Here is a 15,246-nt window from a genome sequence, read left to right on the forward strand (position 1 = left end):
GGCAGCGCGAGAGAACGGTGATCGGAACCTTGCGGATCTCCGTCGTCGCGAAAATGAACTTCACATGTTCCGGCGGCTCTTCCAGCGTCTTCAACAACCCGTTGAAGGCCTGTGTCGACAGCATGTGCACTTCGTCGATGATGTAGACTTTGTAACGCGCCGAAACCGGCCGGTAGCGCACCTGCTCGATGATCTCTCTGATATCGTCGATACCGGTATGCGAAGCGGCATCCATCTCGATCACATCGACATGGCGGCCTTCCATGATCGCCTGGCAATGCTCGCCGGGCACCCGAAGGTCGATCGTCGGCTTGTCGATCTCGGCCGTCTTGTAGTTCAGCGCCCGCGCCAGGATGCGCGCCGTCGTCGTCTTGCCCACCCCGCGAACGCCGGTCAGCATATAGGCCTGCGCAATGCGGCCCGTCTCGAAGGCGTTGGTGAGCGTGCGGACCATCGGCTCCTGGCCGACCATCAGGTCCGTGAAATCCTTGGGGCGGTATTTGCGTGCCAGCACCCGGTACCCGGTGCCCGTCGAGGCGGCATCTTGTGACTGTCGCTCGGTGTCGCTCATCGCCCTGCTTGCGCCCGGAAAGGCCGGGCTTCTTGGAAGAGAAGGTGGGAGGCTGGCACGATGACCCGTGCCGGGCTCGTTAGGGCTGCTTCCTTCCGGACCTGACCCGGTTGGCGAGTGGCTCGTCCACCACCAACCTCCCGAATGCACATATCGGCAAAATCGACATCAAAAGCAAGCCAAGCTCAAAAAAAACTGCTAGTCCATTGGAAAACATCAGGAGAATGCCCTTGAGCGATTTCGTGCTGGACCCCAGGCTCGAAAACGACAGCACCAGTATCATGGTGACAGGCCTGTGCGATGTCAGGCTGTCGAAGGACGCTCGCTGGCCCTGGTTGATCCTGGTGCCGCGCCGCGCCGATATCACGGAGATCTTTGAGCTGACGCCGCTCGACCAGGTGCTGCTCACCTTCGAGATCGATCTCGTCTCCACGGCGCTCAAGGCGATTACGGGTACCACAAAAATCAATGTCGGGGCACTTGGCAATATCGTCCGCCAGCTTCATGTTCATGTCATTGCGCGTTCCGAAGGTGATGCGAACTGGCCGGGGCCTGTCTGGGGTTTCGGCAAGGCCGAGCCTTACGAGGACGGAACAAGAAACGAATTCATAGCAAAGCTGCGGGAAGCCCTTTCATCATGAGTCATTCGCTTTTCGATTCGGACGTACCGCATCCCGAACCCAGCAATCTCACCGCCTTTGCCGCCAATGACCTTAACCGTGACAGCGAACATCGCGATGAAGCCTCGGTCGAAAAGGCGCTCGCCCGCGAAGGCACGCATATCTTCGCATTCGCCAAGGACAAGCTCGTGCTGAAGCACGACGGTCAGGTGCTCGATCCGCTCTTTGCCCGCTACGAGCTGCAGGAGCTGAAACCGGACTGGGACGAGACTGTGCTGCTCGGCTATCGCAAAACCGGGGAGCCGCGCCTTGCTGTGCCCGTCGGTATCGACGTCGAAGATATGGCAAGCCAGTACAAGCCGGTCGACGGCCGCGCGCTTTTCCGCGACGAGTTGGTGGATGAGATACTGCTCGGCGAGTTCGCCCAGGCCGCAAGCCTCATCCGCTGGAACGGCGACAATCGCTTCTGCGGTCGCTGCGCCGCGGCCATGGAAATCCGCATCGGCGGCTACAAGCGCGTCTGCACTGCCTGCGAGCATATGATTTTTCCGCGTACCGATCCCGTGGTCATCATGCTGACGATCGACGAGGAGCGTGATCTCTGCCTGCTTGGCCGCAGCCCGCATTTTGCGCCGGGCATGTATTCCTGTCTGGCAGGCTTTCTGGAGCCCGGCGAAACCATCGAAAATGCGGTGCGCCGCGAAACGCTGGAAGAATCCGGCATCAGGACCGGCCGCATCCGCTATCATGCCTCGCAGCCCTGGCCGATGCCGCATTCCCTGATGATCGGCTGTTATGCCGAGGCGAAATCGCACGAGATTCACCGTGATGAGGCCGAACTCGAGGATTGCCGCTGGTTCACCCGTGAGGAAACCATCGAAATGCTGGAGCGCCCTGGCGCCAACGGCAAAGCGCCGCCGCCAAAGGGCGCGATTGCCCATCGTCTGATGCGCGACTGGGTGGAGTGGAAACGCTGAGCAGGAGCCGAAACGCGCGGGTGGTCGTCACCCGGCCTCGGCCATGCTGCAAGAAGGTATAATCATGGTCGCCCGTTCGGAACGGCTGTTGGCCCTGCTTCAGACGCTCCGGCGCTACCGGCGGCCGGTCACCGGCACTGTGTTGGCCGGGGAAACCGGCGTCAGCCTGCGCACGCTCTACCGCGACATTGCGAGCCTCCAGGCGCAAGGTGCGATGATCGAGGGAGAGGCCGGCATAGGTTATGTGCTGAAGCCCGGCTTCATGCTGCCGCCGATGATGTTTTCCGAAGAGGAACTGGAAGCTCTCGTGCTCGGCTCCAGATGGGTGGCGCGCGCTGCCGAGCCACGCCTGGCCAGTGCCGGCGCGGATGCGCTTGCGAAGATCGCCGCCGTGTTGCCCCCCGACATGCGCGACATGGTCGATTCGGCCACACTTTTTGTCGGCAGGAAGCGGCAGGATGAGGATAAGGCGGATGTCTCAGCCATCCGCAAGGCGATCCGTCTCGAGCGTATCCTCGAACTGCATTATGGCGACGAGCAGGGCCGCGTCTCCCGCCGGCGCGTCTGGCCTTTCGCGCTCGGCTATTTCGAGCATGTGCGCATCATCATGGCCTGGTGCGAGCTGCGCCAGGATTTCCGCCATTTCCGCACCGATCGCATCATCGATATGGCGATCGATGAGACGCGTTATCCACGCCGCCGCACGGCACTTCTCAAAGAGTGGCGGGCCACGCAGGATACTCCGATCGAGCAGTGACACTGCTGCCATAAACTGTCAGCAGGAAGCGCTATTATCAGTACCAGTCCAGCAGGAAAGGAGTACTGATCATGGGAATGCCCCAAGTCGTTCAATATGCCGGCCGTCGTACTTCCGTCAAAGCCGGAAAGACCCTTCGCTCTCGCCTGGTACGCTTGTTTTCGGATCGCTTCGTAACGCCGTCACTGCGCCGTCCGCGCCTTGATATCGAGACGATGCCGCTATGGCACAAGCGCGATCTCGGCTTCAGCGATGGGCAGGACTGGCGCGTCGGTGACGATCTCTTCCGCTAAGGCCGCACGCCGACATCATCGACATTCTTCCCGGTAACGAAGCGGCGCTCTCTGCAGAACCGTGACAGGAGAACTACTGCCATAACTTGGCAGTAGCCGTTTTCGGCCGTGCATCTTTCAACCCCGATGGAGAACCGAAATGACCAGCCCCAATCTTATTATCCTTTATGTCAAGGATCCCGCCGAAAGCGCCGCCTTTTACCGCAATATCCTGAGCCGCGAGCCGGCCGTGGAGGCGCCGAATTTCGTCGCCTTCCCTCTCGATGGCGGCTTCACTCTCGGCCTCTGGCGCCGCAGCAAGGTCGAACCGCAACCCTCGGCCATCGGCAACCGTGGCGAAGTCGCTTTCATGGTAGCAGGCGAAAATGCCGTCGCCAGGCATTACGAAGACTGGCGCAGTCGCGGCCTGCCCGTCGCCCAGGAACTGACCGAACTCGACTTCGGCCCAACCTTCGTCGTGCTCGATCCGGATGGGCACCGGCTGCGTGTTTGTGAGCCGGATAAATAAGTTTGAACATGAAGCCCCTCCGGCCATCTGCCAGAGGGGCTTTTTGCAATCTATAGAAGCCCGCGCATCGGATGGCCCTTATAGACGCCGAGGATGCGGACCTTCTCGGAGAAGAAACGCAATTCCTCCAGCGCGCGGCGCACATGCGCGTCGTTCGGGTGGCCCTCGATGTCGGCGTAGAACTGCGTCGCCACGAACTTGCCGCCGAGTTGGTAGCTCTCGAGCTTGGTCATGTTGATGTTGTTCGTCGCAAAGCCGCCGAGCGCCTTGTAGAGTGCTGCGGGAATGTTGCGGACATTGAAGACGAAGGTGGTGACGATCTTCTCGTCATGGGTCGAGCGTTCTGCCCATTCCTCGTCACGCGACAGCACCACGAAGCGTGTCACGTTGTTTTCCGTATCCTCGACATTTTCAGCGATGATGTCGAGCCCGTAGAGGTCGGCGGCAAGGCGCGGCGCGAGCGCTGCCATCGAGCGGTCGCCGGTTTCCTTGACGAGCTTGGCAGCCCCTGCCGTATCGCCGGCGATGACGGGCTTCCAGCCGTTGGCCCGTACGATCTTGCGGCACTGGCCGAGCGCATGGATATGGCTATGCACGGTCCGGATTTCATCCTTCGTCACGCCCGGCAACACCATGAGCTGAAACCGGATCGGCATGAAATATTCGCCGATGATATGCAGGCGTGATTCCGGCAACAGGTGGTGGATGTCGGCGACGCGACCCGCGATCGTGTTTTCGATCGGGATCATGCCGATATCGGCGTCACCATTGTCGACCGCCGTGAAGGCATCCTCGAAGGTCTGGCAGGGCAGCGGCTCCATGGTCGGAAACATGTCGCGGCTCGCCATGTCGGAATTTGCGCCGAATTCGCCCTGGAAGGCGATTCTGTTGGTCTTGATGTTCATGGGGAAATCCGTCAGTTGGCCTTTGCAGAGAGAATGCGCCGCGCCTTTTCGAGGTCCGCGGGAGTATCGACACCGAGCGGAACAGTGTCAACGATCTCGACATCGATCCGCATACCGGCTTCGAGCGCCCGCAACTGCTCCAGCGATTCGCGTTTTTCCAGCGTCCCACGGTCGAGGGAGACAAAGCGCTCCAGTGCTGCGCGCCGATAGGCGTAAAGCCCGATATGGTGATAGAGCGGCCCTTCGCCATAAGGCGCGGTCGTGCGCGTGAAGTAAAGCGCGCGCAGACGGCTTTCGGAGACAGGCGTGCCTACGACCTTGACGATGTGTGGCGCTGTCTTGTCCTCCTCGTTGTCGATCTCGGTCGTCAACGTGCCGATATCGACCTCCGGGTTATCGAGGGGACGCAATGCTGCACGCACCGTTTCCGGATCGATTGTCGGAAGATCGCCCTGGACGTTCACGATGATTTTCGCCTTTTTGTCCGGATCGACGATCGTCAGTGCCTCGAAGATGCGGTCCGAACCGACCTGATGGTCCTTGCTCGTCATGATCACTTCAAAGCCTGCTGCGGCCACAGTGTCGAAAACCTCCTGGTCGTCGACGGCCACGATGACGCGCCCGATCGCCGCTTCCTGTGCCCGTTTTGCCACCTGGACGATCATCGGCAAACCGCAAATATCGGCCAGCGGCTTGCCCGGAAGGCGGGTGGAGGCCATGCGTGCGGGGATCAGCACCAGCACGTTATCTAATTTTGAATCAGTCATTGTTCGGGCCTTCTAATCCGGGCTGAAAAGTGGCAAAAAGTCTCACGCACAAGACCATTTAGACAGTTGCAACGAATAGCCAAAAGACATAGGTTCCGCGCAATTTCAAGATGGTCCGGTTTCTGGTCTGCCGGCTGCAAGGGGAGCATTGCAGATGAATTCATACGTCAATACGGCCGTGGGGGCGCTGCTTGGAACGGTTTTCGTTCTGATGTCAGTCTCCATTGCCTCCGAGGGGATCTTCCATTCCGAGGCACCGGAGAAGGAAGGTTTTGCCATCGTCGCCGAGGAGGCACCCGCCGCCGGCGGTGAAGGCGCACCTGTTGCCGTTGCCGTTCCGATCGCAAAGCTTCTTGCAAGTGCCGACGCCAAGGCCGGCGAAACCGTATTCAAGAAGTGTCAGGCCTGTCATGACGGCACCAAAGGCGGACCGAACAAAGTCGGCCCGAATCTCTTTGGTGTCGTAGATCGCCCGATCGCCTCGCATGAAGGCTTCGCCTATTCTTCTGCCATGAAGGACTTCTCCAAGGGCAGCAGCGAACATTGGACCTTCGAGAACCTCAACAAGTTCCTGCTCGCGCCGAAGAAGGACGTTCCAGGCACCGCCATGGGCTTTGCCGGTCTGCCGAAGGATCAGGATCGCGCCAACGTCATCCTTTACCTGCACACGCTGGCAGATTCACCGGCTCCGCTGCCGGATCCGAATGCTCCGACAGCAACGCAGTAAGAGCCCTCGAAATTTTTCAAGAAGCCCGGCCGCAAGCCGGGTTTTTTTGTTGCCTCATGCGCCGAGAATATAGGCCCAGAAGGAAACGGTGATGGCGCCGAGCGCCGTGGTCACCGTGATCGTGGAGGCCGCAAGGCTGTGACCGACGCCGAAGCGGTTGGCGATCAGCCAGGCATTCACCCCCGTCGGTACCGACGAAGTCAGCACCAGTGCTGCCGTCCATTCAGCGCTGAGGCCGAGCGCGTGGCTCGCCGCCCAGACGCAACCGGGCAGCAGCAAAAGCTTGAAGGCGGAAGTCACGCTGGCAATCCCGACATTGCCGGAGACACCATATTTTTGCAGTGCCATGCCTAGCGAAATCAGCGCGGCCGGTCCGGCCGTGCTGGCGATCTGGCCGACGACGGAGCTGATGRTTGCCGGCATGGTCAGGCCCGAGACATGAAAGACGGCGCCGGCAACGATACCGATGACCAGCGGATTATGCAGCAGGTTCAGGCCGATTTGCTTCAGTACCAGGATCATGCTGCGGTCGCTCTTTCCAGAGATCTTGCGTTCGGCATGTTCCATCATGATCGTGCCGGCCACCATCATGATCGGCAGATGCACGGCCAGCAGGATGGAAAGAGCGACAAGCCCCTCGCTGCCAACGGTGCGCTCGACCAGCGGCAGGCCAATGAAAATATTGTTGGCGAAGGCCGAGGATACGCCGGCGAGCACGCCGATCCGCTCGTCGCGGCCGAAGAAACGCGTGGCGACGATGTGCCCCGCCGTCCATGTCACCGCGACGCCAGAGAAATAGACGATCCAGAGCCGGAACGGCGAAGCGCCGTGGAAATCTGCCCCGGCGATGGTGCGGAAAAGCAGCAGCGGTACGGCAATCTTGAAGACGAACTCGCTCAAGGCATCGCCGACATTTGCCGTCAGCACCCCGATGCGGACGATCAGCCAGCCGATGAGAATGAGAAGGAAGATCGGAAGAACGTCGAAAATGATGGCTGACATAAACTGCTGCTCTGCGCGGGATTGCCGAGGTCTAGCAGCAAATTGGCGGCCATGACAAATGCAGCGGATACKATTTCTTTTGCGTCGCAACAAAAAAAGCGGGCCTAGCCCGCTTTTCCGCATCCGGCCTTGCCGGATATCCGGTTACGATACTGCCAGTTCATCCGTGGTCAGGCTCGTTCCGGTAAGACTGAAGGGATCATCCCTTCCGTAACCGGCCATACGAGATACCTGCATGCCGGTCTTCCTGATGCTGTTTTTAGGCAGGCAAAGTGACAGCGGCATGACGAATAGGCGGCAGTTTTACGAAGACTTAGAGGATGATCTGCTCTTTATCCTTTCAATGMCGGCAGATTTCGCTAAGACCGATTACCGGCTATCACAAATCCGGGACTTCCCATTTCATGACCAAATTCGATGTTCTGACAGTCGGCAACGCAATCGTCGATATCATCGCCCGTTGCGACGACCAGTTCCTCATTGACAACAAGATCACCAAGGCGGCGATGAACCTCATCGATGCCGAGCGCGCCGAATTGCTCTATTCGCGCATGGGTCCGGCGCTCGAAGCGTCCGGCGGCAGCGCCGGCAACACGGCTGCAGGCGTCGCCAGCCTCGGCGGCAAGGCCGCCTATTTCGGCAAGGTGGCGGAGGATCAGCTCGGCGAGATCTTCTCGCATGATATCCGTGCCCAGGGCGTTCACTACCAGACCGAGGCCAAGGGCACGTTTCCGCCAACCGCACGCTCGATGATCTTCGTTACCGACGATGGCGAACGCTCGATGAACACCTATCTCGGCGCCTGTGTCGAACTCGGGCCGGAGGATGTCGAAGCGGATGTCGTGGCCGAGGCCAAGGTGACCTATTTTGAGGGTTATCTCTGGGATCCGCCGCGCGCCAAGGAGGCAATCCTCGATTGCGCCCGCATCGCCCACGAGAACGGCCGCGAAATGTCGATGACGCTGTCCGACAGCTTCTGCGTCGATCGTTATCGCGGCGAGTTCCTGGATCTGATGCGGTCGGGCAAGGTCGATATCGTCTTCGCCAATCGTCAGGAAGCCCTGTCGCTTTACGAGACCGACGATTTCGAGGAAGCGCTGAACAGGATCGCCAAGGATTGCAAGATTGCCGCTGTGACCGTGAGCGAGGACGGCGCCGTGATTCTGCGGGGTAACGAGCGCCATTACGTCGATGCCATCAAGATCAATGAAGTCGTTGACACGACCGGTGCCGGCGATCTCTTCGCCTCGGGCTTCCTCTACGGCTACACGCAGGGCCGTACGCTGGAAGATTGCGGTAAGCTTGGCTGCCTTGCCGCCGGCATCGTCATCCAGCAGATCGGCCCGCGGCCGATGAAGTCGCTTTCCGAGGCGGCCAAGGAGGCGGGTCTTATTTAAAGGCCTCGCCCGGATAGGCACCCCAGATTTCCGACTGCGCCACCCAACCCTCGGCGCCGTCGGTTTTTGCGAAGCACCACTCTCCGCTGCATTCGCCGATCGTGATCATCACGCCGGGCTCCAGCTTGGCGACGATGGAGGAGGATGGTTGCGCCTCGCGGCGGAGGTTCACAAAGACGCTCTTGCCCTTGCCTTTCATCCACGGCGCGGCGATGGCGGCACGCTGGCCTGAGAGAAGCGACTGGTTGACCCAGCCCTCGGTGCCGTCGGCATCGCGGATACGTCGCCAGTTGTCATATTCCTGGATGATTTCGACCGGCAGCCCCGACTTCAGATAGAGCCAGGAAACGGCGTAATCCGTTCCCGGTCCGATGCGCAGGTTGACGCGCTTGGACTTCAGCGTCACGAAACGCGGCAGCGGCAGGCCGCTCGGCCCCTTGGCGGCCTGTGCTTGGGCAAATTCGATGCTGCCTGCCGATACGGCAAGGGCGATCGCCAGGACGAGGCAGGACTTCAGAACAGTGCGACGCATGGAAGCTTCCATTAGCTCGAATTCGAAGCAGGCCTTGCCCGCTCGTTTTCCGGGAATCCCCGGTCGCCTCGCGAGTTTTGTTTGTCTTCGCGTGCGGGTCTGGTAGAAAATGCCCGGAACGGGGAAATGATCGCCCAACTTGGTTAAAGACCTCTGAACAAGGCACCGCAAGCCGCTATGACGACGAAGAAAAAACCGAAGGTCTACATAACCCGCAAGTTGCCTGATGTCGTCGAAACCCGCATGCGCGAGCTTTTCGATGCAGAGCTGAATATTGACGATACGCCGCGATCCGTCGCTGAGCTCGCCGAAGCTGTCAAAAGCTGCGACGTGCTCGTCCCGACTGTGACGGATCGGATCGACGCTGCCCTCATCGATCAGGCTGGGCCGCAGATGAAGCTGATCGCCAGCTTTTCAAACGGCACCGACCATATCGATGTCGAAGCCGCTGCGCGCAAAGGCATCACCGTCACCAACACGCCGAATGTGCTGACCGAGGACACCGCTGACATGACGATGGCGCTGATTCTCGCTGTGCCGCGGCGGATCGGCGAAGGCGCGCGTGTGCTGACCGACACACCCGGCGAATGGGCAGGTTGGTCTCCCACCTGGATGCTCGGCAGGCGTATTCACGGAAAGCGTATCGGCATCGTCGGCATGGGTCGGATCGGCACGGCCGTTGCGCGACGCGCCAAGGCCTTCGGCCTGTCGATCCATTATCACAACCGCAAGCGCGTCAATCCGGCGACCGAGGACGAGCTGGAGGCGACCTATTGGGAAAGCCTCGATCAGATGCTTGCCCGTGTCGACATCGTCTCGGTCAATTGCCCCTCGACGCCAGCAACCTTCCATCTCCTGTCGGCGCGGCGCCTGGCGCTGTTGCAGCCGACCGCCTATCTCGTCAACACCGCCCGCGGTGACGTGATCGACGAGGCCGCCCTTATCAAATGCCTGCGGGAAGGAAAGATCGCTGGCGCCGGGCTCGATGTCTTCGAGAACGAACCGATGGTCAATCCGAAGCTGGTCAAGCTCGCCAATGAGGGCAAGGTCGTGCTGTTGCCACATATGAGCTCGGCGACGATCGAGGGACGTGCGGAGATGGGCGACAAGGTCATCATCAACATCCGCGCCTTCATTGATGGTCATCGCCCACCGAATCGGGTACTGCCAGGCCGGTGACGGCCGGAGCACGCCCATCTTTAGCCGGTCAGATTAGCGGGCGAGGGCTTTCTTCATCTCGATAAACGTCACGCGCGTAAAACCCGGATGGGACTTTTCGGCTGTGCTGGCAAAGCCCCAGGCGGCGAAGGTCGAATGATTGCCGACGAGCTCTATCCGCGTCTCGAGCCTTAGCGCTGGGAGACCGAGATCGCAGGCCTTCTCCTCGGCGATATCAAGCAATCGACGGCCGATGCCCTTGCCTTGCGCGGATGGAAGAACCGCGAGCTTTCCGACATAGAGACAGTCTGCCTCCGGGCGCAGAAAAATGCAGCCGGCGAGCTGCCCCTCGTTCTCCACCGCATAAGCGATTTCCACCTTGGCTTTTTCCGCCAGAGCCTCCACCGTCAGGCGGATTGCGGAGGAGGGCGGATCGATGCGGCCTTCCATATAGGCGAAGGATGCGAGAATGAGATCGAGCAGCTCGCTCCAGCGGGCAAAACTCTCATCGATGCGAAAAGGCGTCATGCGGTCTTGCTCTGCCTCGCACGCCGGCGCTTGTAACGGATCGTATCGAAACGGGCCGACAGGGCGTCATAGAGCAGCAAGCGGCCGATCAGCGGCTCTCCGGCGCCGGTAATGAGCTTGATCGCCTCCATAGCCATCAGCGTGCCGATCACGCCGGTCAGTGCGCCGATGATGCCGGCCTCCGCGCAGGCGGGGATCAGCCCGGCAGGCGGGGCTTCGGGAAAAAGATCGCGATAACCGGGGTTGAGCGTGCCGTCTTCGGCGCTCTCATAGGGTTTCAGCACTGTCAGCGATCCGTCGAAGCGGCCGACGGCACCGGTGACGAGCGGAATACGCGCTTCTTCGGCCGCATCGGCTGCCGCATAACGCGTGTCGAAATTATCAGAGCCGTCGATCAAGAGATCGAAGCCGGAGAGGTCCCGGCGCGCTGCCTCCGGCGAAAAGCGCTCCGTGAGGCGGATGACCTTGATATGCGGGTTCAGCCGCGCGATCGCGACGGCCGCGCTTTCAGTCTTCAATTCGCCGATCGTGCCGGAATCGTGAATCACCTGCCGTTGCAGGTTGGAGAGCGAAACACGGTCGTCATCTGCAATGCCGAGCGTGCCGACGCCAGCGGCCGCCAGATATTGCAGAATCGGTGCGCCGAGCCCTCCGGCACCGATYACCAGCACGCGCGCGGCCTTCAGCTTCTGCTGGCCCGCACCGCCGATTTCCGGCAGCAGGATATGGCGGTGATAGCGTGCGATTTCGTCAGGGCCGAGGGGTTCCATGGACGTGATGCTATCACGCCCCGAACCGCCACGAGAAGCGCTATCGCTCATTCGAAAACCCTTCCTTCGGCGACCGTGAAAAACTGCGCTCGTTCTGCAAGGGCCGCAAACATCTGATGCTCCGTTCCCGTCATGAAGGCCTGGCCGCCGAGCCCGTCTATGAGGTCGAACAGTGCGGCGCGGCGTCCCTCGTCGAGATGGGCGGCAATCTCGTCGAGGAGCAGGATCGGCGCATGGCCCGTAAGGTTGCCGACGAGCCGCGCATGGGCCAGCACGAGGCCTACCAGCAGGGCTTTCTGCTCGCCGGTGGAGCAGCGCGCCGCTTCCATCTGCTTCTCCCGATGATGCACGATGAGATCGGCGCGATGCGGCCCGTCCAGCGTGCGTCCGGCCCCGGCATCGCGGTAGCGATTGGCAGCGAGGGTTGCCGTATACTCATCTTCCAGGTCGACCGAGGGCCGGGAGAACTGGCCGTCCATGAAGCCCGAGAGCTGCAGCGATGCTGAGGGGAAAGGGGATGTCTCGCGGCTTTCCTCGATGAGGCGCGTCAGCAGGCCGAGCATTTCCTGCCGGGCGAGCGCCATGGCAATGCCGAGGCTTGCCATCTGCTCCTCGATGCCGGAAAGCCAGGACGGATCGAAACGGCCTTCGTCGAGCAGTTTGTTGCGGCTGCGCATGGCGCGCTCGAAATCGCTGGCCCGCCTGCCATGTTCGGGATCGAGCGACAAGACCAGCCGGTCGAGGAACCGCCTGCGGTCGGACGAGCCACCGGTAAAGAGCCCGTCCATTGCCGGGGTCAGCCACAGCACGCGCAGATGATCCGTCAGTTCGTCGACCGTCTTCGCCGTCGTTCCATTGATGCGCAGCCGGCGCGTTGTCGCCTCGTCGCTGGTATCGATGCCGGTGCCGATCTCCACATCGCCTTCCATGCCATCGAGCTCGGCAAAGATCGAAAATCCGCCTTGAGCACCGACGCGGGTGATATCGCCATAGGCTGCGCGCCTCATTCCCCGTCCTGGCGACAGGAAGGAAACCGCCTCCATCAGGTTGGTTTTGCCGGCGCCATTGTCCCCGGTCAGCACCACATGCCGCCCGTCGAGCACAAGTGAGGCCGCACCATAATTGCGAAAATCAGTGAGCTTCAGACGGGAAAGGGAAACCTTGTGCGGCATCTGATATCCGGAATCATCGAGGCTGACAGCTACGCCGAAGCCATCAGGATATCAAGGCTGAGAGCCGCCTCTGTCGCTAATGCTTGCGAGGAGCGGGAGCCTGGAGCTGCGCCTCGGTCTCCGCAATCGCCTTTTCGATCCAATAGAGGAGATCCGGCCGGTCTTCGATCGATCCGCRCAGCGACGTCAGTGAATCGAGGATCATCGTCAGTTTCTGGCGGCGCGTGTCGATGACGATACTGTCGGCATCAGATTTCCCGGGGGGAGCGGATGTCATGCAGTATTCGAAGCCTCTTGTCAGACTGGTGTTACAGGGGTTCCGGCGCGACTAACTATCGCCACATGCAGTTAAGTCAACTCAAGGGTGTTCAATTTTTTGCTACATCGCCGTCAGGCACTAAATGAGGAATAGAAGTTGTAGAATTCACGGAGCGAGCAGCTGTTTGGGCGGCATAATGCCCAAAAAAAGTCGGTTGAAATTTGCAACTTCCGGGTTGAGATATTCAGCTGACGCTATATGGTAAATAAAGGGTTTATTGGGAGAGAGTGTGGCAGTGCCAGATCCGATTGATATCATTGTCGGTCGCAACGTGAGACAGCTGCGCGCTCGCGGACGTGTTTCTCAACTGGAGCTCGGTGACGCGCTTGGCCTTACATTCCAGCAGATCCAGAAATACGAGAAGGGGACGAACCGCGTCTCAGCCAGCAAGCTGCATCAGATAGCAGTCTTCCTTGGAGTCGATATTTCCGAGCTTTTCGAAGGCACGGGAATCTCGCAATTTGCCAACCGTGTCGAGTTGAGCCCYGAGGCCTACGAGCTGGCGGTCAGCTATGACAGGTTGAATTCGATTGCCGGTAAACAGGCGGTCAAGACGATCCTCAACCTCATGTGCGGTCAGGCTACCGAAAACGCTGCCTGAAGCGTTTTACGCATCCTTGAAATGATGGGAATTCAGTGAAGCTCGCGCTCGTGCAGTGCGACGAGCAGCGAATCCTGCGTCTGATGACCGGCATGATAGAGGTCGATCGCGATGCTGGCGATGGAAAGGCCCTGCTGGCTGCGGAGCTTGATGTTGCGTTCGGCGCACCAGGTATAGAGCGCACCTGCCAGCGCATCGACATCGTCGGATAGGCCATTGGAAAAGTTCGTTGCCGACATGGAGATACCCTCTGTTAGTCCCGGACTGCGGGACAAAGACAGTATGAATCTCGCGAACGTGCAAGCATCATCAGAGCTCTGCGTTAACACAAGACATCGGTGCGCTGGCCCGCGTCCCGGCCTGGTACATATGTCCCGGATTGGCACGCATGAAAAAGCCGGAGGCGGAACCTCCGGCTCTTTTAATCTTGAGGGATATCGAGCTTAGCCCTCGAAGAATTCCTTCATCCGGGCAAAGAAACCCGTTGATTCCGGATTGTTCTCCTTGGAGGAGAGCTGCTCGAATTCCTGCAGAAGCTCGCGCTGGCGCTTGGAAAGCTTCTGCGGCGTCTCGATCTGGATCTGGATGTAGAGATCGCCCGTCTGGCTGGAACGCAGCACTGGCATGCCCTTGCCTTTCAGGCGGAACTGCTTGCCGGCCTGCGTGCCCTCGGGAACCGTGACACGCGATTTGGTGCCGTCGAGCGTCGCTACATCGAAAGTGCCGCCGAGCGCCGCCGTCGTCATGGAGATCGGCACGGCGCAATAGAGATCGGCTCCGTCGCGCTGATAGAACTCATGCGGCTTCACCGACAGGAAGATATAGAGATCGCCGGACGGGCCGCCGCGCATGCCTGCTTCGCCTTCGCCCTGCAGGCGAATGCGCGTGCCGTCCTCGATGCCGGCGGGAATGTTGACGGAGAGCGAACGTTCTTCCGTCACACGGCCCTGGCCGTGGCACTTCGGGCACGGATCGGGAATGATCTGGCCGCGGCCGTGGCAGGTCGGGCAGGTGCGTTCGATCGAGAAGAAGCCCTGTGCGGCGCGCACACGGCCCGAGCCCTGGCAGGTACCGCAGGTTTTCGGCTGCGTGCCCGGCTTGGCGCCGGAGCCGGAACAGACGTCGCAGGTGATCGACGTCGGAACACGAATCTGCGCCGTCTTGCCGGAATAGGCCTCTTCCAGCGAGATTTCCATGTTGTAGCGAAGGTCGGCGCCGCGTTCGCGGCCGCCCGAAGAGCGCTGCCGTCCGCGGCCGCCACCCATCATCTCGCCGAAAATGTCCTCGAAGATGTCGGAGAAGCCGCCGCCGGCAAATCCGGCACCGCCGCCTGCACCACCCATGCCGCCATGTTCGAAAGCCGCATGGCCATAGCGGTCGTAGGCCGCGCGCTTCTGCGGGTCCTTCAGCGTCTCGTAGGCTTCGTTGATTTCCTTGAACTTGCGTTCGGCGTCGTTGTCATCCGGGTTCTTGTCCGGATGGTATTTCATTGCCAGCTTGCGGAAGGCGCTTTTCAGCTCTTTCTCATCCGCCGTCTTGGCTACACCCAGAGTTTCGTAAAAGTCCGCTTTTGCCAATTTAAGCCCCGGAAATGGATTTCCGGCTGCCATGGTGAGCAGCCGGATGTCTATCGTCTAGCGTA

Annotated in this window: 20 protein-coding genes and 1 other RNA gene; 9 read left to right on the forward strand and 12 right to left on the reverse strand. The window is 60.3% G+C overall.

The features are described 5' to 3' along the window. Together dnaX and ffs are read right to left on the reverse strand one after the other, a co-directional pair. A partial coding sequence (dnaX, locus tag AC1D35_RS19770; RefSeq protein ID WP_477939684.1) for a DNA polymerase III subunit gamma/tau occupies nucleotides 1-571 on the reverse strand: 571 nt, incomplete at its 3' end. 44 nt (nucleotides 572-615) lie between these two features. Further along, nucleotides 616-712: signal recognition particle sRNA small type (ffs, locus tag AC1D35_RS19775), an RNA gene on the reverse strand. 89 nt (nucleotides 713-801) lie between these two features. Between ffs and AC1D35_RS19780 the strand changes: the two genes are divergently transcribed. From AC1D35_RS19780 to AC1D35_RS19800, 5 genes are all read left to right on the forward strand, one after another. Continuing rightward, nucleotides 802-1,212 (forward strand): HIT family protein, encoded by a 411-nt coding sequence (locus AC1D35_RS19780; RefSeq protein ID WP_113307284.1) that lies wholly within the window; start codon nucleotides 802-804, stop codon nucleotides 1,210-1,212. Continuing rightward, nucleotides 1,209-2,168: an NAD(+) diphosphatase gene (nudC, locus tag AC1D35_RS19785; RefSeq protein ID WP_113307180.1), complete on the forward strand. Its 960-nt coding sequence runs from the start codon at nucleotides 1,209-1,211 to the stop codon at nucleotides 2,166-2,168. The genes AC1D35_RS19780 and nudC overlap by 4 nt, the downstream gene beginning before the upstream one ends. A gap of 61 nt (nucleotides 2,169-2,229) precedes the next feature. Continuing rightward, nucleotides 2,230-2,925, forward strand: coding sequence for a helix-turn-helix transcriptional regulator (locus tag AC1D35_RS19790; protein ID WP_113298583.1), 696 nt, complete (start codon nucleotides 2,230-2,232; stop codon nucleotides 2,923-2,925). A gap of 71 nt (nucleotides 2,926-2,996) precedes the next feature. Next, entirely contained in the window at nucleotides 2,997-3,218 is a 222-nt protein-coding gene (locus AC1D35_RS19795; protein WP_113307181.1) for a hypothetical protein, read from the forward strand. 139 nt (nucleotides 3,219-3,357) lie between these two features. Next, nucleotides 3,358-3,726 carry a VOC family protein gene (locus AC1D35_RS19800; RefSeq protein ID WP_113298110.1) on the forward strand — a complete coding sequence of 123 codons (369 nt, stop codon included), beginning with the start codon at nucleotides 3,358-3,360 and terminating at the stop codon, nucleotides 3,724-3,726. A 50-nt stretch (nucleotides 3,727-3,776) separates the two neighbouring features. Here the strand turns inward: AC1D35_RS19800 and AC1D35_RS19805 are convergent, their stop codons facing one another. Both AC1D35_RS19805 and AC1D35_RS19810 read right to left on the reverse strand, forming a co-directional pair. Further along, complete coding sequence (locus tag AC1D35_RS19805; protein WP_113298111.1) at nucleotides 3,777-4,631, reverse strand: prephenate dehydratase; 855 nt, start codon at nucleotides 4,629-4,631, stop codon at nucleotides 3,777-3,779. An 11-nt stretch (nucleotides 4,632-4,642) separates the two neighbouring features. Beyond that, nucleotides 4,643-5,398 carry a 3-deoxy-manno-octulosonate cytidylyltransferase gene (locus AC1D35_RS19810; RefSeq protein ID WP_113307182.1) on the reverse strand — a complete coding sequence of 252 codons (756 nt, stop codon included), beginning with the start codon at nucleotides 5,396-5,398 and terminating at the stop codon, nucleotides 4,643-4,645. Nucleotides 5,399-5,552: 154 nt separating this feature from the next. Here AC1D35_RS19810 and AC1D35_RS19815 point away from each other — a divergent pair, with 154 nt between their 5' ends. Further along, a complete protein-coding gene (locus AC1D35_RS19815) occupies nucleotides 5,553-6,125 on the forward strand; it encodes a c-type cytochrome (protein ID WP_113307183.1) in 573 nt (190 codons plus the stop codon). Nucleotides 6,126-6,179: 54 nt separating this feature from the next. On the opposite strand, the gene AC1D35_RS19820 is transcribed toward AC1D35_RS19815, so the two are convergent. Next, complete coding sequence (locus AC1D35_RS19820; protein WP_477939689.1) at nucleotides 6,180-7,127, reverse strand: AEC family transporter; 948 nt, start codon at nucleotides 7,125-7,127, stop codon at nucleotides 6,180-6,182. Nucleotides 7,128-7,531: 404 nt separating this feature from the next. Between AC1D35_RS19820 and AC1D35_RS19825 the strand changes: the two genes are divergently transcribed. Continuing rightward, complete coding sequence (locus AC1D35_RS19825) at nucleotides 7,532-8,524, forward strand: adenosine kinase (RefSeq protein WP_113307285.1); 993 nt, start codon at nucleotides 7,532-7,534, stop codon at nucleotides 8,522-8,524. Here AC1D35_RS19825 and AC1D35_RS19830 read toward each other — a convergent pair. Next, nucleotides 8,517-9,056, reverse strand: a complete 540-nt coding sequence (locus AC1D35_RS19830) for an SH3 domain-containing protein (protein WP_113307286.1) — start codon at nucleotides 9,054-9,056, stop codon at nucleotides 8,517-8,519. The genes AC1D35_RS19825 and AC1D35_RS19830 overlap by 8 nt on opposite strands. A 177-nt stretch (nucleotides 9,057-9,233) precedes the next feature. Between AC1D35_RS19830 and AC1D35_RS19835 the strand changes: the two genes are divergently transcribed. Continuing rightward, nucleotides 9,234-10,235 (forward strand): 2-hydroxyacid dehydrogenase, encoded by a 1,002-nt coding sequence (locus AC1D35_RS19835; RefSeq protein WP_113298116.1) that lies wholly within the window; start codon nucleotides 9,234-9,236, stop codon nucleotides 10,233-10,235. Between the two features lie 33 nt (nucleotides 10,236-10,268). On the opposite strand, the gene AC1D35_RS19840 is transcribed toward AC1D35_RS19835, so the two are convergent. The 4 genes from AC1D35_RS19840 to AC1D35_RS19855 all read right to left on the reverse strand — a co-directional run bounded on the left by AC1D35_RS19840 (nucleotide 10,269) and on the right by AC1D35_RS19855 (nucleotide 12,961). Further along, complete coding sequence (locus tag AC1D35_RS19840; protein ID WP_113307185.1) at nucleotides 10,269-10,742, reverse strand: GNAT family N-acetyltransferase; 474 nt, start codon at nucleotides 10,740-10,742, stop codon at nucleotides 10,269-10,271. Further along, a complete protein-coding gene (locus AC1D35_RS19845) occupies nucleotides 10,739-11,563 on the reverse strand; it encodes a molybdopterin-synthase adenylyltransferase MoeB (RefSeq protein WP_113307186.1) in 825 nt (274 codons plus the stop codon). Before AC1D35_RS19845 ends, AC1D35_RS19840 begins: the two co-directional genes overlap by 4 nt. Next, nucleotides 11,560-12,684 carry a DNA replication/repair protein RecF gene (gene recF / locus AC1D35_RS19850; RefSeq protein ID WP_113307187.1) on the reverse strand — a complete coding sequence of 375 codons (1,125 nt, stop codon included), beginning with the start codon at nucleotides 12,682-12,684 and terminating at the stop codon, nucleotides 11,560-11,562. The genes AC1D35_RS19845 and recF overlap by 4 nt, the downstream gene beginning before the upstream one ends. A gap of 76 nt (nucleotides 12,685-12,760) precedes the next feature. Further along, a complete protein-coding gene (locus AC1D35_RS19855; RefSeq protein ID WP_477939693.1) occupies nucleotides 12,761-12,961 on the reverse strand; it encodes a hypothetical protein in 201 nt (66 codons plus the stop codon). A gap of 277 nt (nucleotides 12,962-13,238) precedes the next feature. On the opposite strand from AC1D35_RS19855, the gene AC1D35_RS19860 reads away from it, so the two are divergent. Further along, entirely contained in the window at nucleotides 13,239-13,604 is a 366-nt protein-coding gene (locus tag AC1D35_RS19860; RefSeq protein ID WP_113298585.1) for a helix-turn-helix domain-containing protein, read from the forward strand. 32 nt (nucleotides 13,605-13,636) lie between these two features. On the opposite strand, the gene AC1D35_RS19865 is transcribed toward AC1D35_RS19860, so the two are convergent. Together AC1D35_RS19865 and dnaJ are read right to left on the reverse strand one after the other, a co-directional pair. Beyond that, a complete protein-coding gene (locus AC1D35_RS19865; protein ID WP_113298121.1) occupies nucleotides 13,637-13,843 on the reverse strand; it encodes a hypothetical protein in 207 nt (68 codons plus the stop codon). 204 nt (nucleotides 13,844-14,047) lie between these two features. Then, the gene (gene dnaJ / locus AC1D35_RS19870) at nucleotides 14,048-15,181 is read right to left on the reverse strand and encodes a molecular chaperone DnaJ (protein ID WP_113298122.1); all 1,134 of its coding nucleotides are present in this window, start codon (nucleotides 15,179-15,181) and stop codon (nucleotides 14,048-14,050) included. Nucleotides 15,182-15,246 lie beyond the last annotated feature (65 nt).

It is taken from the genome of Rhizobium sp. P1_E6, from assembly GCF_056405875.1.